The organism is Paenibacillus sp. FSL R10-2771 (assembly GCF_038000205.1).
Lineage (GTDB): Bacteria > Bacillota > Bacilli > Paenibacillales > Paenibacillaceae > Paenibacillus_AQ > Paenibacillus_AQ phytohabitans.
The window spans coordinates 4,419,937-4,446,146 of sequence record NZ_JBBOBM010000001.1 but is presented as its reverse complement, the minus strand read 5'-3'; the positions used below and the strand labels follow the sequence as shown (position 1 = coordinate 4,446,146).

The 26,210-nt window shown below is 52.0% G+C and carries 25 protein-coding genes and 1 tRNA gene; 21 read left to right on the top strand and 5 right to left on the bottom strand.

Annotated elements, in window-relative coordinates:
- The first annotated feature begins 3 nt into the window (after nt 1-3).
- The 3 genes from NSU14_RS19200 to NSU14_RS19190 are packed head-to-tail and all read left to right on the top strand — an operon-like array spanning nt 4 to nt 4,777.
- On the top strand, nt 4-1,476 hold the full coding sequence (locus tag NSU14_RS19200) for a metallophosphoesterase family protein (protein ID WP_083705520.1): 1,473 nt from the start codon (nt 4-6) through the stop codon (nt 1,474-1,476).
- Nucleotides 1,473-4,586 (top strand): AAA family ATPase, encoded by a 3,114-nt coding sequence (locus NSU14_RS19195; RefSeq protein WP_340946830.1) that lies wholly within the window; start codon nt 1,473-1,475, stop codon nt 4,584-4,586. Before NSU14_RS19200 ends, NSU14_RS19195 begins: the two co-directional genes overlap by 4 nt.
- Nucleotides 4,583-4,777: an ATP-binding protein gene (locus tag NSU14_RS19190; RefSeq protein WP_340946827.1), complete on the top strand. Its 195-nt coding sequence runs from the start codon at nt 4,583-4,585 to the stop codon at nt 4,775-4,777. The genes NSU14_RS19195 and NSU14_RS19190 overlap by 4 nt, the downstream gene beginning before the upstream one ends.
- Here the strand turns inward: NSU14_RS19190 and NSU14_RS19185 are convergent.
- Complete coding sequence (locus NSU14_RS19185; protein ID WP_336102993.1) at nt 4,764-5,891, bottom strand: YkvI family membrane protein; 1,128 nt, start codon at nt 5,889-5,891, stop codon at nt 4,764-4,766. The two genes, NSU14_RS19190 and NSU14_RS19185, sit on opposite strands and share 14 nt — an antisense overlap.
- A 177-nt stretch (nt 5,892-6,068) precedes the next feature.
- Here NSU14_RS19185 and NSU14_RS19180 point away from each other — a divergent pair, with 177 nt between their 5' ends.
- From NSU14_RS19180 to NSU14_RS19160, 5 genes are all read left to right on the top strand, one after another.
- Nucleotides 6,069-6,638: a xanthine phosphoribosyltransferase gene (locus tag NSU14_RS19180; protein WP_042135769.1), complete on the top strand. Its 570-nt coding sequence runs from the start codon at nt 6,069-6,071 to the stop codon at nt 6,636-6,638.
- 107 nt (nt 6,639-6,745) lie between these two features.
- Nucleotides 6,746-7,063 carry a hypothetical protein gene (locus NSU14_RS19175; RefSeq protein WP_039309077.1) on the top strand — a complete coding sequence of 106 codons (318 nt, stop codon included), beginning with the start codon at nt 6,746-6,748 and terminating at the stop codon, nt 7,061-7,063.
- A gap of 130 nt (nt 7,064-7,193) precedes the next feature.
- Nucleotides 7,194-7,412 (top strand): hypothetical protein, encoded by a 219-nt coding sequence (locus NSU14_RS19170; protein WP_042135771.1) that lies wholly within the window; start codon nt 7,194-7,196, stop codon nt 7,410-7,412.
- A gap of 124 nt (nt 7,413-7,536) precedes the next feature.
- Nucleotides 7,537-8,328: an SDR family oxidoreductase gene (locus NSU14_RS19165; protein WP_336102992.1), complete on the top strand. Its 792-nt coding sequence runs from the start codon at nt 7,537-7,539 to the stop codon at nt 8,326-8,328.
- Nucleotides 8,325-9,002 carry an AlkZ-related protein gene (locus NSU14_RS19160; RefSeq protein ID WP_340946824.1) on the top strand — a complete coding sequence of 226 codons (678 nt, stop codon included), beginning with the start codon at nt 8,325-8,327 and terminating at the stop codon, nt 9,000-9,002. Before NSU14_RS19165 ends, NSU14_RS19160 begins: the two co-directional genes overlap by 4 nt.
- Nucleotides 9,003-9,515: 513 nt before the next feature.
- On the opposite strand, the gene NSU14_RS19155 is transcribed toward NSU14_RS19160, so the two are convergent.
- Nucleotides 9,516-9,974, bottom strand: coding sequence for a hypothetical protein (locus NSU14_RS19155; RefSeq protein ID WP_042135775.1), 459 nt, complete (start codon nt 9,972-9,974; stop codon nt 9,516-9,518).
- A 188-nt stretch (nt 9,975-10,162) separates the two neighbouring features.
- On the opposite strand from NSU14_RS19155, the gene NSU14_RS19150 reads away from it, so the two are divergent.
- The 10 genes from NSU14_RS19150 to NSU14_RS19105 all read left to right on the top strand — a co-directional run bounded on the left by NSU14_RS19150 (nt 10,163) and on the right by NSU14_RS19105 (nt 18,730).
- A tRNA-Leu gene (locus NSU14_RS19150) sits at nt 10,163-10,246 on the top strand.
- A gap of 244 nt (nt 10,247-10,490) precedes the next feature.
- The gene (locus NSU14_RS19145) at nt 10,491-10,763 is read left to right on the top strand and encodes a hypothetical protein (protein ID WP_340946822.1); all 273 of its coding nucleotides are present in this window, start codon (nt 10,491-10,493) and stop codon (nt 10,761-10,763) included.
- Nucleotides 10,764-10,828: 65 nt separating this feature from the next.
- Entirely contained in the window at nt 10,829-11,500 is a 672-nt protein-coding gene (locus NSU14_RS19140; RefSeq protein WP_340946821.1) for a phosphotransferase family protein, read from the top strand.
- Nucleotides 11,501-11,584: 84 nt separating this feature from the next.
- Nucleotides 11,585-11,839 (top strand): cold-shock protein, encoded by a 255-nt coding sequence (locus tag NSU14_RS19135; protein ID WP_340946819.1) that lies wholly within the window; start codon nt 11,585-11,587, stop codon nt 11,837-11,839.
- A 35-nt stretch (nt 11,840-11,874) separates the two neighbouring features.
- Nucleotides 11,875-12,318 (top strand): hypothetical protein, encoded by a 444-nt coding sequence (locus NSU14_RS19130; protein ID WP_340946818.1) that lies wholly within the window; start codon nt 11,875-11,877, stop codon nt 12,316-12,318.
- Nucleotides 12,319-12,374: 56 nt separating this feature from the next.
- A complete protein-coding gene (locus NSU14_RS19125; protein WP_340946816.1) occupies nt 12,375-12,830 on the top strand; it encodes a hypothetical protein in 456 nt (151 codons plus the stop codon).
- A gap of 899 nt (nt 12,831-13,729) precedes the next feature.
- Nucleotides 13,730-15,076 carry a citrate transporter gene (locus NSU14_RS19120; protein WP_081956470.1) on the top strand — a complete coding sequence of 449 codons (1,347 nt, stop codon included), beginning with the start codon at nt 13,730-13,732 and terminating at the stop codon, nt 15,074-15,076.
- 101 nt (nt 15,077-15,177) lie between these two features.
- Nucleotides 15,178-17,310, top strand: a complete 2,133-nt coding sequence (locus tag NSU14_RS19115; RefSeq protein ID WP_340946814.1) for a hydantoinase/oxoprolinase family protein — start codon at nt 15,178-15,180, stop codon at nt 17,308-17,310.
- Between the two features lie 42 nt (nt 17,311-17,352).
- Entirely contained in the window at nt 17,353-18,075 is a 723-nt protein-coding gene (locus tag NSU14_RS19110; protein ID WP_340946813.1) for a hypothetical protein, read from the top strand.
- A complete protein-coding gene (locus tag NSU14_RS19105; protein WP_039309052.1) occupies nt 18,062-18,730 on the top strand; it encodes a GntR family transcriptional regulator in 669 nt (222 codons plus the stop codon). The genes NSU14_RS19110 and NSU14_RS19105 overlap by 14 nt, the downstream gene beginning before the upstream one ends.
- Nucleotides 18,731-18,824: 94 nt before the next feature.
- On the opposite strand, the gene NSU14_RS19100 is transcribed toward NSU14_RS19105, so the two are convergent.
- The 3 genes from NSU14_RS19100 to NSU14_RS19090 all read right to left on the bottom strand — a co-directional run bounded on the left by NSU14_RS19100 (nt 18,825) and on the right by NSU14_RS19090 (nt 21,114).
- Nucleotides 18,825-19,973, bottom strand: a complete 1,149-nt coding sequence (locus tag NSU14_RS19100) for a DUF2812 domain-containing protein (RefSeq protein ID WP_042135797.1) — start codon at nt 19,971-19,973, stop codon at nt 18,825-18,827.
- Nucleotides 19,970-20,335 (bottom strand): PadR family transcriptional regulator, encoded by a 366-nt coding sequence (locus NSU14_RS19095; protein ID WP_231575337.1) that lies wholly within the window; start codon nt 20,333-20,335, stop codon nt 19,970-19,972. The genes NSU14_RS19100 and NSU14_RS19095 overlap by 4 nt, the downstream gene beginning before the upstream one ends.
- 92 nt (nt 20,336-20,427) lie before the next feature.
- The gene (locus NSU14_RS19090) at nt 20,428-21,114 is read right to left on the bottom strand and encodes a DUF7002 family protein (protein ID WP_336102987.1); all 687 of its coding nucleotides are present in this window, start codon (nt 21,112-21,114) and stop codon (nt 20,428-20,430) included.
- Nucleotides 21,115-21,191: 77 nt separating this feature from the next.
- Between NSU14_RS19090 and NSU14_RS19085 the strand changes: the two genes are divergently transcribed.
- The 3 genes from NSU14_RS19085 to NSU14_RS19075 all read left to right on the top strand — a co-directional run bounded on the left by NSU14_RS19085 (nt 21,192) and on the right by NSU14_RS19075 (nt 26,119).
- Nucleotides 21,192-22,100, top strand: a complete 909-nt coding sequence (locus NSU14_RS19085; RefSeq protein WP_197074353.1) for a GNAT family N-acetyltransferase — start codon at nt 21,192-21,194, stop codon at nt 22,098-22,100.
- A 496-nt stretch (nt 22,101-22,596) separates the two neighbouring features.
- Nucleotides 22,597-24,237, top strand: a complete 1,641-nt coding sequence (locus NSU14_RS19080; protein ID WP_340946809.1) for a response regulator transcription factor — start codon at nt 22,597-22,599, stop codon at nt 24,235-24,237.
- A 67-nt stretch (nt 24,238-24,304) separates the two neighbouring features.
- Nucleotides 24,305-26,119 carry a sensor histidine kinase gene (locus NSU14_RS19075; protein ID WP_340946807.1) on the top strand — a complete coding sequence of 605 codons (1,815 nt, stop codon included), beginning with the start codon at nt 24,305-24,307 and terminating at the stop codon, nt 26,117-26,119.
- The last annotated feature ends 91 nt before the right edge of the window (nt 26,120-26,210 follow it).

Here is a 26,210-nt window from a genome sequence, read left to right as displayed (position 1 = left end):
GGTATGATACCTTTTCGATTCCTGCATGCTGCGGATCTGCATCTGGACAGCCGGTTTGCAGGGCTGTCCCATCTCCCGCAGGCTATACGCTCCTATCTCCGGGAGTCCACCTTCGCCGCCCTCGGGCGGCTTGTTGGCGTAGCTATAGAGCAAAAGGTAGATTTCGTTGTCATCAGCGGCGATGTTTATGATGTCTCCGATGCCTCTCTCCAGGGTCAGCTCCGGTTCCGGGAAGCGCTGGAGGAACTCGGGCGGCACGGGATTCAGGTGTTCCTGATTCACGGAAATCATGATCCGCTGGACGGGCCGCGTCTGGTAGAGGCACCGCCTGATCACGTTACGGTGTTCGGCGGCAATGAGCCGGAACAGGCTATTGCCCGCAGCAGAGAGGACGGCAGGGAGGTAGCCGTGATCAGCGGGATCTCCTATCCAACTGCCAAAGTGACTGAGAATACGGCGCTGCGGTATAACCGTCAACCGGGCAGCAGCCTGTTCCACATTGCCCTGCTGCACGGCAATGTGGACGGGGATCTCCAGCATGAGACGTACTCTCCGTGCAGCCGCAAGGATCTGATCGGCAGGGGCTACGACTATTGGGCGCTGGGGCATATTCATAAACGCAGTATTCTGCACGATCGTCCGCCGATTGTCTACCCGGGAAATATTCAGGGGCGAAGTATTAAAGAGACTGGCCCTAAAGGCTGCTATATCGTTTATGTGGATGCAGAAGGTGCTGCGTCGCTGACCTTCCATGAACTGGACAGTGTGCGCTGGCAGGTCCGTGAGATCCCGGTGGAGGGTCTGGCGGATGAGGCTGAGTGGACGCGGGCCGTTGAGAATGCGGTTGAAGACCTCCGGGAAGAAACACCGCAGCTGATGTCTGTGGTAAGATTCCGCCTGACCGGGCGGGGTGCTATACATAAGGTGCTGACGGAGAAGGGGGCTGCGGATGATCTGCTCGCCGAGCTGCAGCGGCGGGAAACGGTCCGTGCGGAACGTAAGGAGTATGCAGGTCTCGTGTGGACCGAAGGCTTCGCTATAGAAACGGGACTGGCTATTGACCGGGGCCGTCTGCTGCTGGAGGACAGCTTTCTCGGAGAAATGCTGCGTCTTGCCGGACGTAGCGGCGGGAACGACGAGGAGCTGGAGGAGCTGATCTCCACTGCGCTAAGGCCGCTAATGGAGAATCAGGAGCTGCGCAAATTGCTCATGTCCACAGGGAGCGAAGAGAAGCGGGACTGGCTAAGCAGTGCTGCGGAGCTGGGCATTGTGCTGCTCAGCGGAGTAGAGGAGCAGGCTACTGTGCCGCAGAGTCCTGCGGCAGGAGAAGAGGTTGTGTCTGCCCGGGCCAACGGACCCTCGGAAAGAGACGGAGCCGGCGGATCAGCGGTGAATATGGCGATGCCGGAGGAAGAGGACAGTGACAGGGAAGCGGCGGACCTGACTGTATGGCGGGAGCGGGGGGATGCTGAATGAAAATTGAGTCTTTGCGGATTGACGGCTATGGCCGTCTGGCCCGGCGGGAGATGAAGCTGAACGAAGGGGTCACTGTGCTCTTCGGGCGTAATGAAGCCGGCAAAAGCACTACCCTGCAGTTTATCCGCGCGATGCTGTACGGCATCCCCGGCAGGGCGTATCCTGCCGAGCGGTATGAGCCGCTGCAGGGCGGAACACATGGCGGGGTGCTGAATGCGCGTGATGATAGAGGCGCCCTCTGGACGATCCGCCGGTTTGCTTCCGGCGGTGAAGGACCTGGAAGAGGAGAGAAGCTGCAGATTACACTTAGCCATCCGGATGGAAGCACTGAGGAGCTGCAGCAGGCTGAGCTGGAGCGCCGCCTGCTGGGCGGCATCTCGCGGAGTATGTTCCGCCAGCTGTTCGCCGTCTCGCTGGACGAGCTGCAGGAGCTTGGCGCGCTGCAGTCCGGTGAGATGAGCAGCTACCTGTTCCATGCCGGGATGGGCGGCGGCGGTGAGATTATGCGGGCGGAGAAACGCCTGGTCCAGGATGCCGAGAAGCTCTATAAGCCACGGGGCAAGGTGCAGGATGCCGCCAAGATTCTGCAGTCTATTGAGAAGCTGGAACGGGAGGTAGCGGAGAGCCGTTCCTATCTGCCCAGATATAATGAGAATACCCTGGCTCTGGAAGCGGTAGAGCAGAAGCTGTTACAGATGAAAGATAGCCGGGAAACCGCGGCTGGCCGGCTGCTTAAGCTGCGGAAGGCGCAGGAGATCCGTGAGCTGTGGCTGAAATGGTCTGAAGCCCGGCTTGAGCTGGCAGAGCTTCCGCAGATCGATGCGTTCCCTGAAGCTGGAGTGGACCGCTGGAAGGCATTGGAGGGTGATCTGCGGGGGTTGCAGGGCGCAGCGTTCCGCCTGGAACGGCTGCAGGCAGAGCTTGCGGCTGAGCTTGCCGCGAACCCGCCTGATTCCCTGCTGGAGCAGCAGGGGCCGGTTCTCGAAGCGCTGGACCGCAGACGGGGCAGCTATGAGGACAAGCGCACGGAGCGGCAGCGGCTGACGGGTGAGCTTGCCGCGCTGGGCGAACAGCTCCAGCGTATCCTGCGCAGCATTGGCGCGGGCTGGAGCGCCGCTGAGCTGGCGGGCTTCGCAGCCAGCGCGGCGGACCGGGAAGCCGCGCGGCGCTACGCTGCGTCATTTGCCGGGTACGACCGGCAAATGGAGACCAGAGGCGCGGAGCTGCTGAGCCTCCGCGCCAGAACGGCCGCCGCCGGCGCTGCGCTGCAGGCGGCCGAGCGCCAGCTTGCGCGCGAACACGCAAGCGGCGCAGCGGACTTCGCGGGCCTCGCTCCGCGCAGCCCGCGTGAACTGCTGCAGCTGTGGGACGAGCTGCAGCAGGCCGCCGAGCGCTGGCGCGAAGCGCTGCTCGGCGGCTCTGCAGGCGGCGCGGAGGTCCCGCGCCGCAGAGGCACTGCCGCCGGGGATAGCCGCCCCGGCGGGAACGGGCGCCTGGCGCAGCGCTACCGGCGCCTCCTGCAGGCGGGCGCAGCGCTTACGCTGCTGCTGCCGCCTGCGCTGCTCTTGACCGGCGCGCCGCCGGTCAGCGCGTGGTCCGCGCTCGGCCTGCTGGCCGCAGCGGACCTTGCACTGCTCTTCGCTCTGCGCGGTGCAAGCAGAGCAGACCAGACGCCGCCTGCGCCGGGCGGCGGGGAGGCGGGCAAGGCCGCAGCGGAGATGCTGCGGCTGCGCGGGCTTTTGCTCTCCGGGGCGAAGCCGGAGAGCGGCATACAAGATGCCGGCGGGCTGGAGGCCGGGATGAAGGAGCTGCGCCGCCTGATGGAGGCGTGGAATGCCTGGCGCCAGCGCGTCGAACGGCAGACCGCTGAGGTGGAGGCCTGCCGCACGGAGCTCGCGGTGCTGGCCGGACAGGAGCGGGTACTGGCAGAGGAGCTGGACCATGCCGAAGCCAGCTTCACGGAGCTGGCCGCTCGTTATGAAGAATGGCTGCGCCAGCGGGGGCTGCCGGAAGGGCTCTCACCGGACGGTCTGCCGGATATCTTCGCTCTGGCGGAGCGGGGCAATGAACTGCTCCGCCAGCAGGGCAAATTATCCCTCCGGCTCAGCGGACTGGAGTCAGAGTGCGCTGCTTATGAGCAGGAAGGGATGATTCTGCTTAGAGATACTGAGGCTGCTGCCGAGGCCCGCAGGGATCACTCCTCTGTTACTTTGATGGCTCCCGCACATCCCGGCTCACAATCAGGCCCGCAGCCGGAGCCCCAAGCTGAACCTCCTGCCGGAGTCCCGGCATCAACTCAAGCTTCACCGGACTCTCTTTCACTGCTAACCTGGCTGGAGCTGCGGAAGCGGGAATGGGAGGCACTGAAGACAGAGCTGCTGCGCAGGGAGAGTATAGAAGCGCGGCTTACCCAAGTTCGTGAGGAACTGGCTGCGAACCGGAGAGAGCAGGAGGAGCTGAACGGGCGGAGCAGCAGGCTCCTTCAGGAAGGCGGCGCTGAGGACGGTGAACAATTCCTGCGCCGTTCATCGGCCTGGCTGAGGCATAGTGAGCTGACGCGGTCGGTACGTCAGTGGGAGCTGGCGATGTTTGGCGGATGGGAGCAGGAAGGCAAGGCAGAGCTGCTCCGGCTGCTGGAGCATCAGGATGCCCGGGTGCTTGAACAGGAACGCTTGGCGGCGGAAGAGGCGGTATTGAACCTGGAGGAAGAACGCAGTTTCCTGCTCCAGCAGCGCGGCAAGCTGCTGCAGGAACGGGAGGACCTGAGGGGACGGTGCATGGAGGACTCGGTGCTTCAGCAGCTGGAAGAACAGCGGGCGGCGCTGCGTAATCTGGCCGGGCAATATGCGGTAACGGCGCTGGCGGCAGAGCTTATGGGACGGACGAGGCGGATCTATGAACAGGAGAAGCAGCCGCAGGTGCTGCAGCTTGCCTCTGTATATTTCTCCAAGCTGACGCATGGGGAGTACCGCCGGATCGTAATGACTCTCGGGCACAAGGAGCTGAAGGCGGAGCATAAGGACGCCGGACTGCTGGACAGCGGACTGCTTAGCCGGGGACGGCGGAACAGCTGTATCTGGCGATCCGGCTGGCTCTTTCGGAGACCATGAGCAGTCAGGTGAACCTGCCGCTGTTCTTCGACGATTTGTTTGTTAATTTCGATGAACACCGCTTGCATGCGGCTCTTGATTTACTTGGCGAATTGTCGGTATCCAGGCAGATTGTGATGATGACCTGCCACCGGCATGTGGCCGAAGCGGTGGCGGCGATCATACCTGCTGCTGCGGTTATTTCCGTGTAGTCCGGATCACCGGCTTAACCGCCACAATGGTGATGCCCTTACCTCCGCTTCCAGAGGCAGGCGGACCGCTTGGCCGCGGCGGCTGCGACATGGGAGCGCGCATCAGCATGACCGCCCACACCAGGCACAGGGCGCCGAAGATCGGGTAGAACACCCCGAGGAGGGAACTGAAGCCGAATTGGCTGAACACATAGCAGACCAGCATTAACAGCGGGGTTACCAGGGCTGGGGCGACCGGCAGGCGCTGCTGCAGTTGAACGCTAACTCCATAGATGTCTGCAACGAAGGTACTGAAGATTTCCATGAAGATCAGCAGCAGAAAAATCGTCTGCACGATGGGACCCAGCCGGAAGGCGATGCTGCCCATCGGAATCTCGAACTGCAGAATTCCCGGCATCTGTGAGCTCATGGCAAAGTGGGCTGCCAGCAGCATGAACCCGATTCCGGCTCCGCCCAGAATCCCTCCGCGTACAAGCGCCTGCTCGTCTTCGGTATGCCGGGCCAGCGGAACAAGCACAGCCTGGGCCATGCCGAGGTTGAAGGCGGTATACAGGAGCGGAGACATCCAGGCACTGAAGAAGCTGTGGTCTGTCGGCAGGAACAGGAAACGGTCTGCACCGGGTACACCCAGCGTATTAAATACAATAATCAGCGACAGAGTAAGCATCAATGGGACCACCAGGCTGTTGATCTGGAGGATTCCGGAAATGCCGCGCTTCAGGAGCAGGTAGGACCCGAGAATGGTGAGCAGCAGCCCCGCCTGATAGGGCATTCCGAGATGCTCCTTAAAAATAGCCCCGGCACCCGCCAGCATGATGCTGTTCACGCCAATCAGAATAATCATGGTGAACAGGCTGATACTGGCCCCGGCCTTTTCTCCAAACAGATGGCGGTTGAAATCTTCGTAGGAGTCTGCCTCGATCCGCCGGGCGATAATCATCATTTTGGTGCCGAGCCAAATAAATATCGCGGTGGAGAACAGGATGGTCAGCAGGGCCCAGTGGCCGTATCTTGTGAAGAAACGGAGAATTTCCTGGCCGGTGGCGAAGCCGGCACCCACAATGGTGCCAATATAGGTGAAAGCGATCTGCAATGTGCGGACTCGGGACTTCATGGCTCTCCTCCTCTGAATGCTGCGAAGATTTAAATAGCGGTGCGGGCAGGATTGCCTTGTGCAGTCCGCATAGTACAGGTTATGATGAGGAACAGAAGGACATGACTTCCGCCTTGTGAATAAGCTGGTATTACAGTGGAACGTCTGGAATTATAAAGGTAATGGAGGTTCAAGGTCATGGAAATATTGAAACAGCGGATTTTGGAGGAAGGGGTCGTCATTTCGGATCAGGTGCTGAAGCTGGACGGTCTGCTCAACCACCAGGTTGATCCGATGCTGACGATGGAAATGGGACGGGAGTTTGCCCGCAGATTTGCTGAGGCTGGAGTGACACGAGTAGTTACCGTGGAGTCTTCGGGTATTGCCGTGGCATTTGCCACCGCTTATGAGATGAAGGTGCCGCTGGTCTTTGCCCGGCGCAAAAAAACGCTGCTCGCTGATCCCGATGCCTTATGCGAACGGGTGCCGTCTTTTACCAAAGGGATTGTCACGGACATTATGCTGTCCCGCCAATACATCTCGGAGAATGACAAAATCCTATTTATCGACGATATTATCGCCAACGGAGACGCCGCGCGCGGCCTGATCAAGATTATCCAGCGTTCCGGCGCTGAACTTGTGGGTCTGGGCGTAGTGGTCGAGAAAAGCTTCCAGGCCGGCGCCCGCACAATCCGGGAACAGGGTATCCGTCTGGAGTCGCTTGTCGATATTACCTCACTTAGTGAGGGAACGATTACTTTCGGGTAAGATTTAAGTGACAAATACAGGAACATAGCCTATTTTTGAAACATCTGCTTTTCACCCTATAAGTTTTCCTTTATAATAAAAATAGACATGAGAGAGGAGGCGTCACAATGGGGAAAGAACCGGTGACAGAGCAATTTTTTATTGATAAACTAACCGAGGCTAAGGATCACTTCGAACGTGCGCTGGATTGCAAACACACGGAGTTCGACGATTTGTATCCCTATATGATCGAACATCCTCAGTTTTTCTGGTACAAACGCTACGTAGCTTGGTCGGAGCTTCTGACAATCACAAGTTTGTGTGAAGAGCTGTCCTTCAACTGGAGACAGAAATTCACGGATCATCAGGTAGAATATCTGGAACAACGGGTGATGTCCGCTAAAGTTCTTGACTTCTGGTTTGAGAAGAATGAAGCGCTGATATAAGAACTTCATAAGACATACAGACTTACCCAAATCGTAACTAGACCCGGATGATTTATCATTTGGGTCTTTTTCATGATTCGATTTAGGCAAATATTGGACAAGCTAAGGACAGAGAGGGAGTAGAACAATTATGATCAGTGATGAACAGCTGGATGCCTACCGGATTTCCGGTGAAAAGATACGTGTTGTGCGGGATGGACTGGAGAGCAATGATGTCAAGGGGATTGTGCTGGCCTGGGATGAGTCCCAGGTAATGATCCGGCGTCCGAATAAGCGTGTTGTGAAGCTGGACCGGAACTACCTGTATCAGCCGTTCAGCGAGCCGAGACCGGAAGCAGATACTTTGTAAAAAGCAAACGGGATACGCTAGATGCCGTTATTAAATACAGCTTTACACTCAGCTGAGTACGCTGCAGAGCGTACTTTTGCTGATTATGCAGGACCCTTACATTGAACTGCCTAAGGAGGAGCATATGAACCATCAGAATAAAATCTCTGTCGTCACCGGCGGTGCTAACGGAATTGGACGCTGTATTACAGAGGAGCTGCTGGAGGCGGGAGCGGTGGTTGCCTGTATAGATACCGATATTGCGGCCGGACGCTGGCTGGAGGAGCAGTATGGGGCGGAGCGGCTGTTTTTCTATCCGGGAGATATTGCTGAGCGTTCGGTCATTGAGGATTTCACCGCACAGGTTATCAGCAGATTCGGATACGTAGATTACCTGATTAACAATGCCTGCATCAGCAAAAAAGGACTGCTGTCGGAGTGCAGCTACGAGGATTTCGAATATGTGCAGCGGATCGGGGTAACTGCGCCATATTATTTGACACTGCGGCTTAAGGAATATTTCGCTCCGGGAGCGTCCATTGTGAATATTTCTTCAAGCCGGGAGCGCATGTCCCAGCCGGATACGGAGAGCTATACTGCCGCCAAAGGCGGCATTGGTGCGTTGACCCACGGCCTTAGTGTAAGTCTGGCCGGTAAAGCGAGGGTGAATGCGATCAGCCCCGGTTGGATTGATACCACTGCCTATCATGGTACGGGAGAAGCAGCGGACCCGGTTCATTCGGAGCCGGACCGGCTGCAGCACCCGGCCGGACGTGTAGGAGCACCGCCGGATATCGCTGTTATGGTGCTTTTCCTGTGCAGTGATGCTGCAGGATTCATCAGCGGGGAGAATATAAATATCGATGGCGGTATGTCCAAGCTGATGATCTACCACGGGGATGAAGGCTGGACGTATGAACCGGGAGGTCCGTTATGAAGCTGCCTGTAATTAAGAATGCGCGGGAGTTAGCCGATCTGGTGCGTGAGATAGGTTTCCTTCCTTTATTCCGCTGTGAGATTGATGGTTTCTCCCTGCAGGAATGCACGCCTGCGGGCTACTGGTTCGTGAAGGATGTGGAAGGGCCGTGGGAATGGCGCGAGGAAGTTGCCGCAGGGGGCGAGATCGCTTATGCGAAGCTTTTTAACAAAAAAGCCGGGTTTATCAGCAAAGCGTGGTACCCTGACTTCGCCAATTACCGCAGGGACGGATACGACTTCGACGCCAGATATGATGATGGACTAGCCTCCATGCCCAGCAAACAAATTATGGATGTGTTAATGGAACACAGTGAGGGACTGCTCTCCAATGAGCTTAAGCAGCTGGCCGGCTTCGGGAAAAACGGGGCCAAGGGCTTCGATACCGCAATGACGCATCTGCAGATGCAGACCTATATTACAGCGAGCAGATTCGAATACAAGCAGGACAAAGAAGGCCGTCCGTACGGCTGGGGAGTCGGGCGGTATGCGATGAGTGAGCATGTATACGGGGAAGAATGGGTCACCTCGCGTTACGCTGATAAGCCCGCGGAATCGAAATCACGGATTGCTGAGCATGTGGCGAAGCTGTTCCCGGATGCGGGGATGAAGGAGATTGAAAAGGTCATTAAGTAGAGGAGCGCCGCGCCCGATACAGATTGAATTTTTGATTTTTTCGAATTTGGGGTTGCCGTGGCTACAGAGAATAGTGAACATCCGGCTGCTATTGCCACAAATATTTCTTATCCCGATATTTGTACCGGAGATCACATTGCTTATTAAAATCCTGCACAGAATACAACATTTCCCTCCGTAATTCGGCCCTAATCCAAAATTGTTGTATAAAAGGCAACATCTCTCTTTGTTCTAGCGGTTTGGTGGAGGAATTGTTGTATTTCATACAACAATCTGTCCGAATGCCCAGGTATCGAGGTATCAAAGTTGCAATACGTACAACAATTATGCCTATGTAGTGTTAATTTAACAATCTCAGGCTCGCTCTGCGGACAACGGGACAGGTATGAGGAAATGGAATGGTTCCGCTTTTGTTCAAATTCAAACTATATGGAACCTCTAGGAAGTGTAGGTACACAAAGAGCCTCGTCCAGTAAATAGGACGAGGCTCTTTGTGGATTAACCAGTAACTGCCTAGAAGGACAAGGCCATCTGTTCCACCCGTTCTTCTCTGGGAAGAACGGAGGCAAGCTCGGCACCCAGCCCGAGATAAGCGCGCATGCGCAGCATCATTTCGTTGCGGAAGCCGGGCCAAAGGATATGGATATCCCCGGAGTATCCCCGGCAGGTATACTCGGCCGTAACTCCGCGCTGATCCTGGCGGATGGTATTGATCTTCAGCTGATGCGAAGTAAGCTCACGGGTAACCTCCTGCAGCATCAGCGAAGTCTTCTTCGTGGCGCTGGAGACGAGCTCCATGTAGAGCTGTGGAGTCTTGAAGAGACCGCTCTTACCAATAACTCGGCAATCGCGCTCAAACACTTTATGGATAAACGTTAGCAGCAGATAGCTTCTGACAAGGGACAATTCGTCTTTGGTTATATCTTCAGGAAGTGTTGGTGTGATTAGGGTGTTTCTCTTGGTAGTCGCCATATAAATCACCTCATTTATAGTATGCGAACCTTTGTTCTCATTATACATCTTTTGGGTAAGTAAATGCAATATTCATCTTGAAAATTATTGGAAATAATCAAAAATTAAAAAAAGATAAAAAGGTTGACTCTGAAATCCCAGCATGATAAGATCTATCTTGTGACTGCGTAAGCAAGTCAACCTAATATGCGGTCATGGCGGAATTGGCAGACGCGCTGGCTTCAGGTGCCAGTGATAGCAATATCGTGGAGGTTCGAGTCCTCTTGACCGCATCACTGATTTCAACAAAAGACCCGTACATTTTACCTTATAGGTAATGTACGGGTCTTTTGTTGTGGAGAATTGGAAATGAATACAGGCGGAGTCAGTCCAGATGGATCAGTATAGGCATTGTGTTAGGCAACATTTGTTTGGTAATATTATACACATGGAAAATTTTACTGGGAATTCGATTGGTTCAAGCAAGAGAAGAAATGTAAGCCTCAACAGACTGGGCAAATAAAAGGAGGTCATTATGTGACTGCTGCAATAATTTTTGCATCAAATAAGTTAGGGGTAGTACATGACGATCAAATGCAGTTGATGCTTGATAAATTTAATTTAGGTAAACTTATTTCTTTCCAAAAAACTGTGAATGGTGCTATGGGACAAACGATGTATGTTTCCTCAAACGAAGGAGAATTTATTCTAAAAGGAAATCCATTGTATCCCGGACAATTTATTGAGGAAAAGTACTTTATAGAAAACATACATAAAAGAACGAATGTAACTGTTCCTACTCCTATATAATCGATGATTCAGAAGAGATATTTGGATGGAGCTACTTTTTAATGCCTTGCCTACAAGGCGAACATATGAATTCAGAACATCTAAAGATCACACTAAGTACAGCAGACAAGTTCAAAATAGCAGAATTAATTGCGAAGACTTTAGCTGATCTGCATAGCTGGAAAGTTACCCGCTTCGGCGAACTCGATACCAATAATCTCAATATTGCTGCCTTTGAGGGAAGTTATACGATATGGCTGTACAATCGAATTAAGTTTTGGTTAGAAGATGCTAAGAAGTATTCAGTAATAACAGATGAAGATTTAAGATGGGCCAATTTATTAATGGAGGACTCCAAAGAGGCTTTTGATGATTTTACCTCTCCAAGCTTCGTGATGGGCGATTTCAAGCCTGGAAACTTCCTCATACACCCAGGAATGAAGGGCTGGGAAATAAGCGGCTTATTTGATTTCACTAATTCATATTTTGGAGACCCTATTTCTGATTTGATAAAGATGATTACGATCTATTTAGATAACGGTGAAGCCGAACTCGCTAGTCATCTTTTAAAAGTTTATTTCGATGGTTCAGAAGAAAAGGAAGCCTTAAAAAAACGTATCAAAGTACATATGCTTCATCAACGAGTCTTGGATTGGGGCTGTGCAAAAGCAATGAATATGGTTACTTGGGATAATGAGTTGCCATTTTCGCATTGGGTAGAGAGCTATACCAATTCAGTTGCAAGTCTACTAGAATAAAATGGATGGATGAATCTTATTTTAATCAGCTAATCTGCGGAATACTTAATATTATTTTATGAATGTGAAGGAGGGATTTTTATAATGGGAGAAAGACGATGGGGGATTGTCAAATGGTTCAAGGAAGATAAAGGTTACGGGCGGATAATGTTAGACGGGGCGGACGGCAACCATGTCTTTGTTCATTTTAGCGAAATATTACCAGACCCTGTTGGGCTGCCGAACGGCTTGCGGGTTCTTAAAGAGGGTCAAAAAGTTGCATTCGACCTATTCGAATTCCCGAATCTATCAGACTCCCAGCGAAGAACAGCTAAGAATGTGCAAATTTTAGAGGATTGAAGGTGTCATGATCCTAAACAATATGAGGTGAACTAATGAAGAAGGTATGGGTAAATGACTTGTTTATTTATTTGGGATTCTTAGTAGTAGTGAGCTTAGTTTTTGTTTTAGGGTTACAATACCAACATTTTTTAAAGGAAGAAGCAATTAAGACCTATCAACTTGAAACCAGCGTTGTCTTTTCTGTTCTCTTTCCGATTTTCTTTGGATTATTACTCGGTTTGCTAAGATTCTTTGAATTACTGCGGAAGAGTGGAGAATGGACAATAAATTGGCTTAAGCTCTGTATATTCGGCATTCCTTCACTCTATGTCTCTTTACTTCCATTATTATTTTGGTCGGGTCTATCTATTTCTTATTATGATTTACCTTTGGGCTACCTTGTGATCACTCCGGGAACAACAGCTCATACAATTAGCGGTCTGATGTTCGGTTTTTTATTATTCTACGTAATTGAAAGGAAAATCAAAGAAGCTTAGCACCGGGAGTTTCGCATGGTATTCTAAGAAAAGGGATTTGACCAGGAGGGACAACGTTGACGGAAATAAAGTATCCAGTTAAAAATCCATCAAGGATTGGAACCATTATAGGCATGATTGCTATTATATCGAGTCAATCTGTTCTTGTAGTGAGATTATGGGATCAGAGTGGGGTATTCTACACTTCGTTAACAGTGGTTCTTTTGGGTTTAGTTCTACTATTACTTGCATTGTACAGAACCTTTTTTAAGAAACTAACCGAGTTATGCTTATCTAATGAGCAAATTATATTAAACGGGAATATTGTTGATTCAAAGGATATTAAAGTGATAATGATCAGGGGATACTTTAAACCTGTTATTGGGATATTACCTTACAGGAGGAAGATCGTCCCATTGGATATGGCATTCAGGTATTCAAAGGATGAAGATAAAGGTATCTCGGATTTAAAGAGTTGGGCAAAAATGAACAATGTAAAGATGGTCAATAAATCATTTCAAACATGGATATAAGTGCATTCTAAAGTGTTTTTCGGTACGGTCTGCGACCAGAATTATCTTATTCAGAGGACGAGCTTAATCAATGTGACATGCTTGTTCGTTACGCGATTATGTGGTGGACTTGCGGACAGGAGAGGCGTTATTTAGGATAAATGGCAAAGAAAGGGCGATAGTTTGATGGAATAAGTGCATCTCAGTCCGCAAGACTCATAAAACATCCTATTTTCCGGATATAACGTCTCTGGTGTCCGCAAGGAGTAGTGGCAGCATAGACGTATAGTTCGATAACTCAAACTTCCAACCTCAACTAACCAACTAACTCCCAACCCAACCCAACCCAACCCAACCCAACCCAACCCAACCCAACCCAACCCAACCCAACCCAACCCAACCCAACCCCTAACCGCGCTCCCAGCTTCACTTCAGCCGTCAGCGGCAGAAGCGCCAACAACTTTTTTCATCCCAACCCAAGCTAACCATCCTTTATCAATACCGCTCCAACCCAGCTGGTTTCAATCCATCTATTCCCACCACACGTCATCCATCCGCCATATGTCATTATTAGCCTCAGGTCACCGATCCGCCTCGAATCATCCACCCGGTCTAGCGCCAGCATACCCAGCACTAATTATCCCCACGTGTGTCCTTCCTGACAGTAACTCCTCCTGATAAGGAGGTATCATGTTAATATCGCACTTTTTGCCTGCGGATAAGTCACCGGTTCACCCGGCAGAATCAACGTTTATCAGTGTTTTTGAGGCTGACAAGGCAGTGGAATTCACCGCGCAGAATTGTATTGACGCCCGAGCAACTAACATGTTAATATTTTCCCGAGACAAACTAACATGTCAGTGAGGATATATAGCATGTTAGCATGTTATTCATATATTCCTATTACAGGAGGTTATTTTGTGGATGTGGCTAATGTTGTAATCGGTTTCATTATGGTTTTATCATTTTTTGGATTGGTGTGGTATTGCGTCAAGGGGTATAACCTCATGGTGGGTTTCTTCGTCATGTCGGTCCTGTGGACCTCGATTGCCCTGATCGGCAATTCTATTCATCCAACCTCCGTTATGGAGGGCAAGACCTTTATTGATGTCCTGACGAACGTCTTCCAGACGGGTCCGGAGAACTACGGTAAAGCGATTCTGGTTAACATCTTCTTCGGCGCCTTCTTCGGCAGAGTCTTGATCGACACAGGAATTGCTGCAACGCTGATCCGTAAGGTGGTAGAGCTCGGCGGAGACAAACCAAGAATTACGATGTCGCTCTTATGTATTGTTACTGCGGTAATCTTCACCTCTATGACCGGTATCGGTCCGGTAATCTCCATTGCCGTAATCGTATTGCCGATCATGCTGTCGCTGGGTATTCCTTCACCGATTGCCTTGTTCTCCTTCATGGGCTCCATTATGGCGGGTATCTTCGGGAACATTGTTAACTTCAAGCAGTATCAGGCTATTTTTGCCACAGCCAATGAAAGTTATGCCAGCTACGACTACAATACATATTTCAAATTCGGCATGATTGCGATGGCTGTCTCCCTGATTGTTGTTCTGGTGGTATCTAACCTATCCATGAACAAGAAGGTCTCCCGTGCCTGGGCAGCCACTCCGGATGCCGGAGCTACGGTTGACGCCCCAGCAATCTCCTGGATTTCCATCATCCTTCCAGTAATCGGTGTGGTGGTGTTCAAGCTTCCGATTATCTTCGGGTTTATCGTTGCCGGTCTGTTCGCCTTACTGACCTGCGGCAAGTTAAAGGGAGGTTTTGCAAGCGTTTGCAGAATGCTGTCTAAGCAATTCGCAGACGGGGCTATCGATGTGGCGCCGATGATCGGATTCTTGCTCACATTGTCCATGTTCAATAATGCGGCAACCTATGCTTCCCCTTATTTCAAAACCTTGCTTGATGGTGCAATGCCTCAGACGGCGTTATTGCTCTGTATCGTATTCGCCATCCTGACACCGCTTGGCTTCTTCCGCGGCCCGATGAACCTGGTCGGTTCCGGTTCGGCCATTCTGGCAGTAGTTGTGGCTACCGCAGCCTGGCCTGTACAGTTCCTGTATCCTTTGTTCGCCATCACTACAGTAGCGCCGCAGCATTTGGACGTTACCCAATCCTGGGTAGCCTGGGGCTTCGGATATACGAAGGTTCCGGCCAAGGAATATATGAAGATGTCCATTCCTACAGGCTGGATTATCGGGATTATTCTCTGCGCGATTGTATTCTTCATGTACGGCAATTTGGTGTAGCACCGCTTGTATCCAAATGAACCGGCTGCTGCGTCCCTGTCCGTCAGGAGCCGGTTATTCAACCTTCAGTACAATTTAATGAAGAGAAACGGAGAAATCATATGGGTAAAATGGTTAGAATGGGGATCGACGTCGGTGGAACACATACAAAAGCAGTTGCCATCGACAACGAAACACATGAAATTATCGGGAAATCGTCCGTCAAGACTACGCATGATCATGCGAGAGGTGTAGCCGCCGGTGTTGTGAAATGTTTTCAGAATTGTCTGAAGGAAAATAACATCAAGCCGGAAGATGTAGTCTTCGTTGCACACAGCACAACGCAGGCAACCAATGCGCTGATTGAAGGCGATATCGCACAGGTTGGCATCATTGGCATGGCTAAGGGCGGTCTTGAAGGCTGGCTGGCCAAACGTCAGACCAAACTGCAGAACATCGATCTGGGCAATAGCAAAGAGATCAAAATCTACAATAGCTTCATTAATATTAAGAAAATGTCCGAAGCCTCCGTGCTGCAGGTCATCGATGATCTTAAGCGTCAGGGTGCACAGGTGATTGTGCCTTCCATGGCTTTTGGCGTAGATAATGGCAGACCTGAAGAGCTCGTCTATAAAGAAGCTGAGAAAAAAGGCATTCCGACCACCATGGCATCCGATATCACCAAATTGTACGGACTCACCCGCAGAACGAGAACGGCAGCGATCAACGCAAGTATTCTGCCCAAGATGCTGGATACCGCCAATTCAACCGAACAGTCTGTAAGGGAAGCCGGCGTCCATGTACCTCTGATGATCATGAGAGGCGACGGCGGGGTTATGGAAATCAGCGAAATGAAGAAACGTCCTGTGCTTACGATGCTGTCGGGTCCCGCAGCCTCAGTTATGGGGTCTTTGATGTATCTGAGAGCCTCTAACGGTGTGTATTTCGAGGTGGGTGGAACCACAACCAATATCGGGGTTATCAAAAACGGCCGTCCGGCCATTGACTATTCCATCGTCGGCGGTCATCCGACCTATGTCAATTCACTGGATGTGCGCGTCCTCGGTGTTGCTGGCGGCTCCATGATCCGGGCGAACAAAAGCGGAGTAGTGGATGTCGGCCCCAGATCGGCACATATCGGCGGATTGGATTATTCGGTATTTACCGACCCGGACAAGATTAAGGGCGCCAAGGTGGAATTTTTCTCACCTAAGCCGGGTGATCCGGCAGATTATGTCGCCATCCGTCTGGAGAACGGGGAGCGTGTGACGATCACGAATTCCTGTGCTGCGAACGTGCTGGGCCTTGTGAAGCCGGAGCATTTCTCCTACGGGAATGTGGAAGCCGCCAGACGGGCGATGCAGGCATTAGCCGATTATTGCGGAACCACGGTCGAGGATATTGCGAAGCAGATTATGGAAAAAGCGTATGCGAAGATCGAACCGATCATCCTGTCGCTGGCCGAGAAATACAAACTGGAGAAAGACCAGATCTCCCTGGTGGGAGTTGGCGGGGGAGCCGCTTCGCTGATCGTCTATTTCTCTGAGAAAATGGGTCTGAAATACAGCATTCCTGAGAATGCAGAGGTGATCTCGTCCATCGGTGTTGCCCTGTCCATGGTGCGGGACGTGGTAGAGCGGATCATTCCGTCACCTTCCAAAGAAGTGATTGCCGCACTCAAAATGGAAGCGATGAACAAGGCGATTCAGAGCGGAGCCACTCCGGAAAGCATCGAGATCCATATCGATATCGATCCGCAGACCTCCAAGGTTACCGCGATTGCTACCGGTTCCACGGAAGTGAAGACGACCGAGCTGCTGAAGGAATGTGATGAAGCGGAGCTCCGCGAGCTGGCCGCGAAGGATATGCGTATTTCCATCGACCGGACACAGCTGCTTGAGAAAACGAGGTATGTCAGCATTTTCGGCGAAAAGGTTGAGAAGACCGGTGAAGCGGGTGCAGTCCGCATTCTGGACACCAAAGGGTTCATTAAGGTGCAACGAGGCCGGGCGATGGCCCTTAAGACAACTGCCGGAGATTACCTGAATGCCGTCAAAAAGCTCTGGGAGGCTATGGCCGTCTACCAGACTGAACTGATTGCCCGGCCGGACTTCTATCTGTGTATCGGTGCCCGGGTGATGGACTTTACCGCTTCCGATTTCGAACAGCTGGAGCTGCTGATGGATATCGAAATTTCCACGTTTGAGCCGGATACGGAGGTTATCGTTGTCGCTGCCAATGTCAAGCAGAGCTGACGCTAATCTATTGAAATTATTCATAGCCATATTAATGAAGGAATGAAGAATGGGGGCAGCATGCAGGTGCAGATGAAGCTGGGTGTAATGATGCGTGATTTGCTGCAAGTAGAGGATGAGGCTTGGGGGCTGTACGCTTTTTCCAGGGACATTCTGAACCGGCGCATTCTGCTTGAAACCAAGACAGAGATGATTGCCAAGGCTAATGCCTGCGGCAAAGCCTATGCACAGAGGATCATCCGTGAATACGGAACCCGTGATGTCCGCGTGATCGCGGACAAATTGAAGCTGAAGCTAGAATTTCAAAGTGCGCTTATGACAGGGAAACGTGTGCTATTTGCCTGCTATACCCCGCCGTACACAATCGAAATTATGGAGGAGCCTGTGCGCAGAGCGGCGGAGCTGGTCCAGGAGGAAGAGCAGGCGCTAGTTGAACTTTTTCAGCAAGCTGGTATAATGAATACTATCCTTGGACACGAAATTTTTCATTTTGTAGAAGACCAGTTTGCACATGAAATCTACACCCGGACTGAGAAGATTCTGCTATGGAACCTGCTTGGGTTCAAGAATTATTCTACAATACGCACCTTGAGTGAAGTAGGAGCCATGGCCTTTACACAGGAACTGAATAGACTCAGCTACCCGCCGTTTATTCTGGATGTTCTGTTGTATTACAGCTATGATGCTGCCAGTGCGGAGAAAATATATCGTGATGTACTAGGAGTGAGTTCAGGAAGGTGTAGGGAACCCGTTGAAGATTATTAATAACAGTAATTCACTAAATGATGTAACTTACAATAAAATAAGAGAAGACATCATGAATATGACGTTGGAGCCGGGAATGGATGTCAGTGTGCAGAAGCTCTCTGAACGCTATGGCGTAAGCCGGACACCGGTACGGGAAGCAGTAGTCCGCCTTCAACAGTCTGGACTGGTGGAAATATATCCTCAGCGCAAAACAGTAGTCTCCAAAATTGATCTGCAGCGGGTCCGCGAGGAATGGTTCATCCGCACATCGCTTGAATCTGCCGTGATTGATGAATTCATCCGCAAGTGCAGTGAGCTTGTAGCAGATACGATGCAGGAACTGATTAACAAACAGAAGAAATATATGGATAAGAAATATTTCCGGGAATTTTACTTCAAGGATAATCGTTTCCACCAGCTGATCTTTCAGACGGCCGGGGAAGAGCTATCCTGGTTCACGATTGAAGAGGTAGCCTCGCACTATAACCGTATCCGTCTGCTCTATGGCAAGATGGAGGGCGTGCAGCAATCCGATATTGATAAACATGTGAAGATGGTAGCGGCCACCCGCAAGCGTGACGTGGAGGGAATGCGCAAGATTGTGATGGAGCATTCCAATACATTGCTGGAACGGGTACAGGTGATGTCCAAGCAATATCCGCAATTCTTCTGAAATAAGGTAAGTATAAATGCTTAAGGCGTATCCTTGAAGCCTGCTCCGTTTGGAGCATGACTTCCGGTATACGCCTTTTGTTGCGGTGCAATAACTACAGCTTCTTAAGCCGCCGGTAATACAGCCAGGTTCTGCCTGCGAACGAGCCGAAGAGAAGGATACAGAGGAACATAAGTGAAGTATTCCATGCCCGGGAAGCGGTGATTCCGTCTTGCAGCATGCCGTCAATAAATGCCGTCACATTCAGGCTGTAGAGCAGAATCGTCGGAAGAAACAATGCTGTATAGCTGATGGCAATTTTACGGGCATGCTTCAAGCGGTGATACGGGTCACTGTAGATTTCCGGTTGTTCAGCACGATCCAACTCCTCCCGGCTCCAGAGGGTCCATTTCTGCAGAGAAGAGGATGAGCTATATACTTTATGCCAGCCTGCCTGCCGGTGCAGCTCGAAATACTCTTCATCGCCAATGACCTGATAGTCGGCGTGATACTTCATTATACGTGGACTGCCTTGGCTGAAATGGAACAGGGTGCCTCCAGGGCCGACTTTATACAGATTCCATCCCAGCCGTTCCTTATCCTCCAGCCATTCCTCCAGCCGGTCAGGAGCGTACATCCAGCCTAACTTCAACCTCTTCATCGTAACACCCGCTGGCTTCTGCGGATCGTGAGACTTCTTGAATTCCTCATGATTCAAGAGTAACCCCTTGCTGGCTGCCCGGAGTTTAATAATCGAATAGATTGCAAGTACGAGCAGGATCACAGCCAAGGCTGCTGCGGCCCAGGTAACCGCCCACATAGGGCTTTGCTGTACCTGAAGCGGAGCATCCTGGGTCAAGGAGAAGCTTAGAGCAATCAGCGGAATCATTGCAATGAGCAGCAAATAAAGAAGTATTCCCATAAAAATATATGAGATTGTGCGGTTTCGCCTCAAGACATCCTTGCGGGAAGGGTAGGCCTTAATCTGTGACGGCTGCCGATCATTCTCGTAGACGCTCCACTTGCCTTGCTGCAGACGCTTGCTCCAGCCTTCAGCAGCAAGATAGGAAGACATGGAAGGCTGGGAGGATGGAGCATAACCGATCTGATAGGTAAGCTGAACCGACTCATCCTGGCGGAATATAAACTGCCGCAGCAGCAGGTTCCACTCCGTCAGCACCCAACCCTGACTCGCCATATCGGCCAGCCAGGCTTCTGACTTGGGCAGGTCGTAGCTCCAGAAGGGCCGAAATACCCTTTTCATACAAATTCCTCCTCACTGGTAATGGCATTGCGGTGAAGTTCCTTTAATCTGCTGATTTCTGCGCGCATTACTGCTTTCCCCAGATCTGAAACCTCGTACACCGTTTTTCTCTCTTCATCAGCGAATACAACAATCAGACCATCCTTGTTCATCTTCGTCAAAGTTCCATATACCGTACCGGAACCCAGTCTAAGCCGTCCCTCAGACAGCTCATCCACATGCTTGATGATTCCATATCCGTGGCGGGGTATGGTTAGGGACAACAGAATATAGAAGGCCGTCTCTGTCATCGGCACGTACTTTTTCAGCACTTTATCCATTGTGGACAACACGATCACCTGCTTCGCCAGTTCATTGTGCATAACTCATGGCCTTCAATATAATATGTCTTGCCGTGACTATGTCATAACGTGACTATATCACGATGCGACATAAGTTTCAAGGCTAGCGGCAATTAATGTGCCGTCAGAGTCAGCGGTTGACATACAGGCTGCCAGATCTCAGGAACCAGCTGCGGTTCCGAACAATAAACCGTTTGCAAATACCGGCTGAGCGGGGATATTTGTCCTTCGACCAGCACTTCCTTGATCTCCGATGGTTTGGTCGGTATCGCCTGCCCGGTTGTTGACATGAACTCTGTAAGGGGCAGCAGCATCCCGCAGCTTTTGCGGTAGGACATCCGGTGCGGGAATCTGGGAGAGCTGCCGGAATCGTATTTGGACAGCTTGATCCGATCAAACTGATCGGTTAGCAGCTCGCTGGCGTCGAATTTTAGGATGGCAAAAACTTCGCCGGGCTCTCTGCGGGAATACATCGCCGCCATCGCCAGGCAATCCCGCCAGGTCGGCCACAAGAAGACATGTCGGTCAAGGCAGAGACGGAATTCTTCAGGGGTTGTGTCCGGGTCCATTGCTTCAGGTGTGATGCGCAGATGGGAATTCAGGACAACCGGCTGACCGGCGTATTCAATCTGGAGGGCTGTAGTTCTGCGTTCTCCGGCTGCATGATCTGGACTTAATACGGCTGGGGCGAATAATGCGTCAAGTGCAGCCATGGCGGGCAAATTCCGGGCCCGGGTGAAGTGGTATAACGAAGTGCGGAGCAGGCTTTTGGTAATGGCTGCAATCAGTGAATGTTTCATAGTGTTATTTTATCCTTTGCGCGAAATCAATATTTTGTTATTTTAGAAAAGGAAATGCTGAAAGGGAAAGGATGAGAATGATGAAAGCTGAAGCACTCGAACAGAGCAGAGTGGAGGCGTTTTTGAATTTTTGCCGGAAGCACCGGGACGAACTGGATGATTCTTATCTGATCGATGAGGAGCTTGCCGGATTCAGGCTTTCACCGGACCAACCTACATATATTGTTGCCAATTCCTCAGGTCAAATTACCGCAGCAGCCTCGCTCATTCTGAATGATTACAGCCGCAGAGGGCGCAAGGCCAGATTCAGAATCCTTCATGCGGACACCGCAGATGTGAAGGTATATCAGGATCTGCTGGAGGCGATTCTGCCCCATGCTGCCGGAATGGATAAGCTGAATCTGTTTATTCCCGCGGTAAATACTGCGGCGATGGAGGTGTTGGCAGCCGTGCGGTTTGCGGTGGAGCGGTATACTTATGTTCTCGTGAGAGAGGAGCCGCATATTCCTGAGGTCAGCCTGCCCGCCGGTTACGAGCTCATTCCCTTCCGCGCCGGATTGGATGAAGCCGTCTGGTGTGAAGTGCGAAATGCCGGTTTCGCTAAGCTTCAGGGCAACGAGACGCCCGCCACACCAGCGATGGTGAAGCAGATGATCAGCGGAGCCGACTATATCGAAGGCGGTTTACAGATACTGTACCATAACGGCAAAGCTGTGGGAATTGTACGCGGCTGCGCCGATGAGTATGGGGATGAGCCTGCCATGAGTATCGGGCCGCTGGCAGTATTGCCGGAGGCTCAGGGGAGAGGACTCGGCAGAATTCTGCTGCGGGCAGCACTCTGGTTCGCGGGAGAACAGTCGTATGCGCGCACCATCCTGTGTGTGAATGCAGAGAACGAACGGGCGCAGGCTTTGTATATTGGGGAAGGCTTCAAGCAGGCGGAAGCCCTTGCCTGCCTGGCTTACACGGTGAGTGAAGAAGGGTAGAGGGGGGATTGATGCTAGGAGTGGAGGCGCTGATTGTGGTAGCGAGAGATGCGATTAGTGATGTAGAGTTGAGATGCTGATCGCTCACATCAAACCGTGGCGGACTGTAGGGACCTTATTTTGCCGATCAGCCAATTTAGAGATGAAGCGGACTGAGAATCGCCTATTCAGCTTAGAACACCAGAATTAATCCCATCATTCAGCGCATAGCGGAATCTCAGTCCGCGAAGCCGGCAAAACAGCTGTTTTTCCCGAAATAACGGATTCTGAGTCCGGGTGGAACGGCTGTTTGTGCTGCCTATGTGCTGTTATTCGTGGTCTGCTTGCATCGTCGGCCCCTTATTTATGGGCTTCTTGCAGGAGATGCACTTTGGATGTAGAAATTCAGGTCAGCAGGTTATTCAATCCAGTAAAAACCATTTACTCTCCATATGCACCATTATAACGTTAAACTCCGTCTAACCTGGACAGATTCACTATTAAAGGGGACAAGGTAATGAAAACACTGGTTATTGTGGATGATGAGCCTTCGGTGGTGAACGGGCTGCGGACCTATGTGGACTGGGCGGCACAGGGGATTGAGCTGGTTGGAACCGCAGATGACGGGGACACTGGGCTGGCGCTGATCCGGGAGCTGAAGCCGGATATCGTGCTGACGGATGTCCAGATGCCGTCAATGGACGGCATCCGCATGGCGGCTGAGGTACGGGCGCTGCTGCCGGAGGCCAAGATCGTCTTCATCAGCGGCCACAACGATGCCGGATACCTTAAGTCCGCGCTGCAGATGCATGCGGCGGATTATATTTTTAAGCCGGTTAGCCGCAAGGAGCTGTCGGTGGTGATGGGCAAGGTGACTGCTGCGCTGGATGCGGAGACGCAGGAGCGCAAGCGGATCAAGGAGATGCAGGTGAAGCTGACGCAGAGCATGCCGCTGCTGCGCGAGAAGTTCCTGCTGTCCGTAATCAGCGATGGTGTTCATACCGCGCATATTCAGGACAAACTGGAATTTCTGGGCTTGCAGCAGCTCGCGGCGGACAGCTACATCCTCATGGTCATTCTGCTCGATGATGTGCCGCAGGTGCTGGACACCCGCAGCGAGCAGGACAGACAGCTGCTGTCCTATACGGTGCTGAACATCATCCAGGAGCTGATTGACAATCAGATGCGCGGCGTGACCTTCGAGAAGGAGCCGGGAGAGTACGTCGGGATTCTGCTGGCCGGACAATTGCAGCCGCAGGAGTTCAGCGAATCTCCCGAGAATGACCTGCTGGTGCTGGCAGAATCAATCCGCAGCAATCTGCGGCAATGGCTGAAGCTCAGTGTAACCATCGGTGTCGGTGAGGGGGTTGAGCACTTGCCGGAGATCCCGTCCTCCTATAAACAGGCGAGGGATGCAGCTGACCAGAAGTGGTATCTGGGCAAAAACCGTATTCTGACCATGGACAATATCGTGTCCGGAGAGCGCGGTGAGAATCTGCGTTACCGGTACGAGCCGGAGTGGGGGGAGCGGGTGTGGTCTGCCCTGAAATCCGGAGACCGCGGACGTCTGCAGACGGAGCTTAGTGACATCTTCAGCCTACTTGGGCAGAACCGGGGACAAGGGGCGCGGTATGCGCAGAATGTCAGTCTGCATCTGATTCTGCAGTCCGGCCAGGTGCTGCTGGAGCTTGGCGGAATGACGGAGGAATGGGAAAAACGCGAGACGGCCGCCTGGAAACAGGTTGCGCGCCAGGAGACGATGCAGGATCTGCTGGGATATACAGAAGCCTATTTGCTTGAGGTCTGTGATTTCGTCGGGATGAAGCGCAGCGGCAAGACAAGCGAAGTGATAGAACGGGTCCGTCAGCTGATTGGAGAACGGTACCCGGAGAATCTGGCAGTGGCGGATATTGCGGCAGGCGTCTATCTCAGTCCGACCTATGTCCGGCTGCTGTTCAAGCAGGAAACGGGCGAAACGCTGTTCGAATATTTGACCAAGGTCAGAATCGAGCAGGCGAAGAAGCTGCTTAGAGACCCGCAGAACAAATTCTACGAAATCTGTTATGCCGTTGGCTACAGCGATCCCAGCCATTTCAGCAAGCTTTTCAAGAAAATAACCGGAATTACCCCCAGCGCCTACAGGGAGCAGAGTCTATGAGCAGGGGCAATCCTATGAAGATCAGGCCGCACAGGAATGTAAGCATGCCATATAAGGAGGCTGTGCAGTGAAAAAGGGCTGGAGCTATTTGACCGGACTGGGCCAGGGGATTCTTGCGGCGAGAAAGTGGCTGATTGCCTATGTGATACTCATTCTGCTGCCGGTATCAGTCATGCTGGCTTCCTTCTATCAGCGGTCCAGTGACATTCTGGAGCAAGAAGTCACCAGTACGATGCAGCTGACCCTTAAGCAGGCAGGGATGAATCTGACCTATAAGCTGGATCATATCCGTGACAGCAGCAATTCGGTCTTCATGAACCAGGTGCTCTACAGCAATCTGCAGCAGAAGGACAGCATCACCGATGAGCTTAACCAGCTTAAGGAGCTGCGCAATTTAGCCGAAACCGCCCAGGAGAATGAGGATATTTTCCGGCTGCGGTTTTTTGTTGATCCTTCCCGGATGTACGGAGGGGACCGGGTGAATCTGTATCCGCTATCTGAGATAGAGCATTATCCGTGGTACAGGCAGGTGCTGGAGGCCGGGGGCGGTATGGTCTGGACCGGGGTGTATGAGGAGAGTTATATCGATTTCGGTGACAAAAAGATTTTCTCTGTCGCAAGGATGCTGCGCAATCCGAAGGCATATGAAGAGACCATCGGCATACTGGTGATGGATGTATCCCAGGATCTGATCGCAGAAGTCATGTCAGAGCTTCATTTCTCGGACAGCTATGCCCCTTATCTTCTGGATAGTGAGGGCCGGCTGATCTACAGCACCGGAGAGAACGGTCCGCGGGAAGTCAGCATGCTGCCGGAAGAACTGCTGGATACGATTAAGCAATCGGAGGAGGGAATCGTTAAGCGGACCCTTGGGCGTGAAGAGGTTAATGTGGTCTATACCACGATCGGAACTTCAGGGTGGAAAATGATCTCCCAAGTCTCTGAATCAGAGATTTCGCATAGGGCAACGGCAATGAACCAGTTCACCAGCATTGCCACGCTGGCAGGGATCACGGTCATGTTCCTGGTACTCGTGTTTGTGCTGCTGATGTTCCTCGTGCAGAACATGCAGCGCAGAGTACAGATGATACTGCGGATGATCCGCAAGGAGGGCATCGGCTGGCTGGAGGACAGAAGGACGATGCCAGGGGGGGATTTCCGGCTGCTGGAACGCAGTGTGGACCACCTGATTCACAAGGTCAACATTCTGATGGAGGAATCCTATCAGGCGAAGATGCAGGAGCGGGAGGCGCAGCTGAGAACCCTGCAGGCCCAGATTAATCCGCATTTTCTCTATAATGCGCTGGATATGATCAACTGGTCGGCAATTTCGCATGATGCGGAGGATACCAGCCAGATGATTGAGGCGCTGGCCCGCTATTTCCGGCTCAGCCTGAATCAGGGCCGCGACAATGTCAGCCTTGCCGATGAATTGAATCTGGCCAAGGTGTTCATGGAGATTCAGCAGAACCGCTTTCCGTCCACCTTTACCTTCAGCGTCCAAGTAGAGCCGGGACTTGAACAGTATATGATTCCCAAGCTTACCCTCCAGCCGCTGGTGGAGAATGCGCTGCTGCATGGTATCCGCAAAACCCGCAGGAAGCAGGGGAATATCGCCATAACAGCCCGCCGGGAGCAGGAGGATATCCTTCTGGCGGTGTCCGATGACGGGATCGGCATGAGTCCGGAGCAGGCCAGACGGCTGCTGCTGGAGCCTTCCTCCGAGCTGCGCAGTGACGGGATGCCGGGCTCCTTCGGCCTCTATAATGTCAACGAGCGGATACGATATTTTGCCGGCAACCGGTGTGGCTTGTCCATTGAAACGGAGCCCGGCCAAGGAACTGTGATCAACATCAGAATTAAAGCGGTTCCATTAGAATAAGCAGATTGCCTGATATACAGTCGCGTAAGACCAGAAATAATCAGATTACCACCTACAACCGCCCCCCGGTTTCTCAGTATAATCAACTCAC

Bases quoted from the DNA above. Each gene is read 5' to 3' on its own strand.
- NSU14_RS19200 (WP_083705520.1), top strand. From the start codon at position 4: ATGATACCTTTTCGATTCCTGCATGCTGCGGATCTGCATCTGGACAGC.
- NSU14_RS19195 (WP_340946830.1), top strand. From the start codon at position 1,473: ATGAAAATTGAGTCTTTGCGGATTGACGGCTATGGCCGTCTGGCCCGG.
- NSU14_RS19190 (WP_340946827.1), top strand. From the start codon at position 4,583: ATGAGCAGTCAGGTGAACCTGCCGCTGTTCTTCGACGATTTGTTTGTT.
- NSU14_RS19185 (WP_336102993.1), bottom strand. From the start codon at position 5,891: ATGAAGTCCCGAGTCCGCACATTGCAGATCGCTTTCACCTATATTGGC.
- NSU14_RS19180 (WP_042135769.1), top strand. From the start codon at position 6,069: ATGGAAATATTGAAACAGCGGATTTTGGAGGAAGGGGTCGTCATTTCG.
- NSU14_RS19175 (WP_039309077.1), top strand. From the start codon at position 6,746: ATGGGGAAAGAACCGGTGACAGAGCAATTTTTTATTGATAAACTAACC.
- NSU14_RS19170 (WP_042135771.1), top strand. From the start codon at position 7,194: ATGATCAGTGATGAACAGCTGGATGCCTACCGGATTTCCGGTGAAAAG.
- NSU14_RS19165 (WP_336102992.1), top strand. From the start codon at position 7,537: ATGAACCATCAGAATAAAATCTCTGTCGTCACCGGCGGTGCTAACGGA.
- NSU14_RS19160 (WP_340946824.1), top strand. From the start codon at position 8,325: ATGAAGCTGCCTGTAATTAAGAATGCGCGGGAGTTAGCCGATCTGGTG.
- NSU14_RS19155 (WP_042135775.1), bottom strand. From the start codon at position 9,974: ATGGCGACTACCAAGAGAAACACCCTAATCACACCAACACTTCCTGAA.
- NSU14_RS19140 (WP_340946821.1), top strand. From the start codon at position 10,829: ATGAATTCAGAACATCTAAAGATCACACTAAGTACAGCAGACAAGTTC.
- NSU14_RS19135 (WP_340946819.1), top strand. From the start codon at position 11,585: ATGGGAGAAAGACGATGGGGGATTGTCAAATGGTTCAAGGAAGATAAA.
- NSU14_RS19130 (WP_340946818.1), top strand. From the start codon at position 11,875: ATGAAGAAGGTATGGGTAAATGACTTGTTTATTTATTTGGGATTCTTA.
- NSU14_RS19115 (WP_340946814.1), top strand. From the start codon at position 15,178: ATGGGTAAAATGGTTAGAATGGGGATCGACGTCGGTGGAACACATACA.
- NSU14_RS19110 (WP_340946813.1), top strand. From the start codon at position 17,353: ATGAAGAATGGGGGCAGCATGCAGGTGCAGATGAAGCTGGGTGTAATG.
- NSU14_RS19100 (WP_042135797.1), bottom strand. From the start codon at position 19,973: ATGAAAAGGGTATTTCGGCCCTTCTGGAGCTACGACCTGCCCAAGTCA.
- NSU14_RS19095 (WP_231575337.1), bottom strand. From the start codon at position 20,335: ATGCACAATGAACTGGCGAAGCAGGTGATCGTGTTGTCCACAATGGAT.
- NSU14_RS19090 (WP_336102987.1), bottom strand. From the start codon at position 21,114: ATGAAACATTCACTGATTGCAGCCATTACCAAAAGCCTGCTCCGCACT.
- NSU14_RS19085 (WP_197074353.1), top strand. From the start codon at position 21,192: ATGATGAAAGCTGAAGCACTCGAACAGAGCAGAGTGGAGGCGTTTTTG.
- NSU14_RS19080 (WP_340946809.1), top strand. From the start codon at position 22,597: ATGAAAACACTGGTTATTGTGGATGATGAGCCTTCGGTGGTGAACGGG.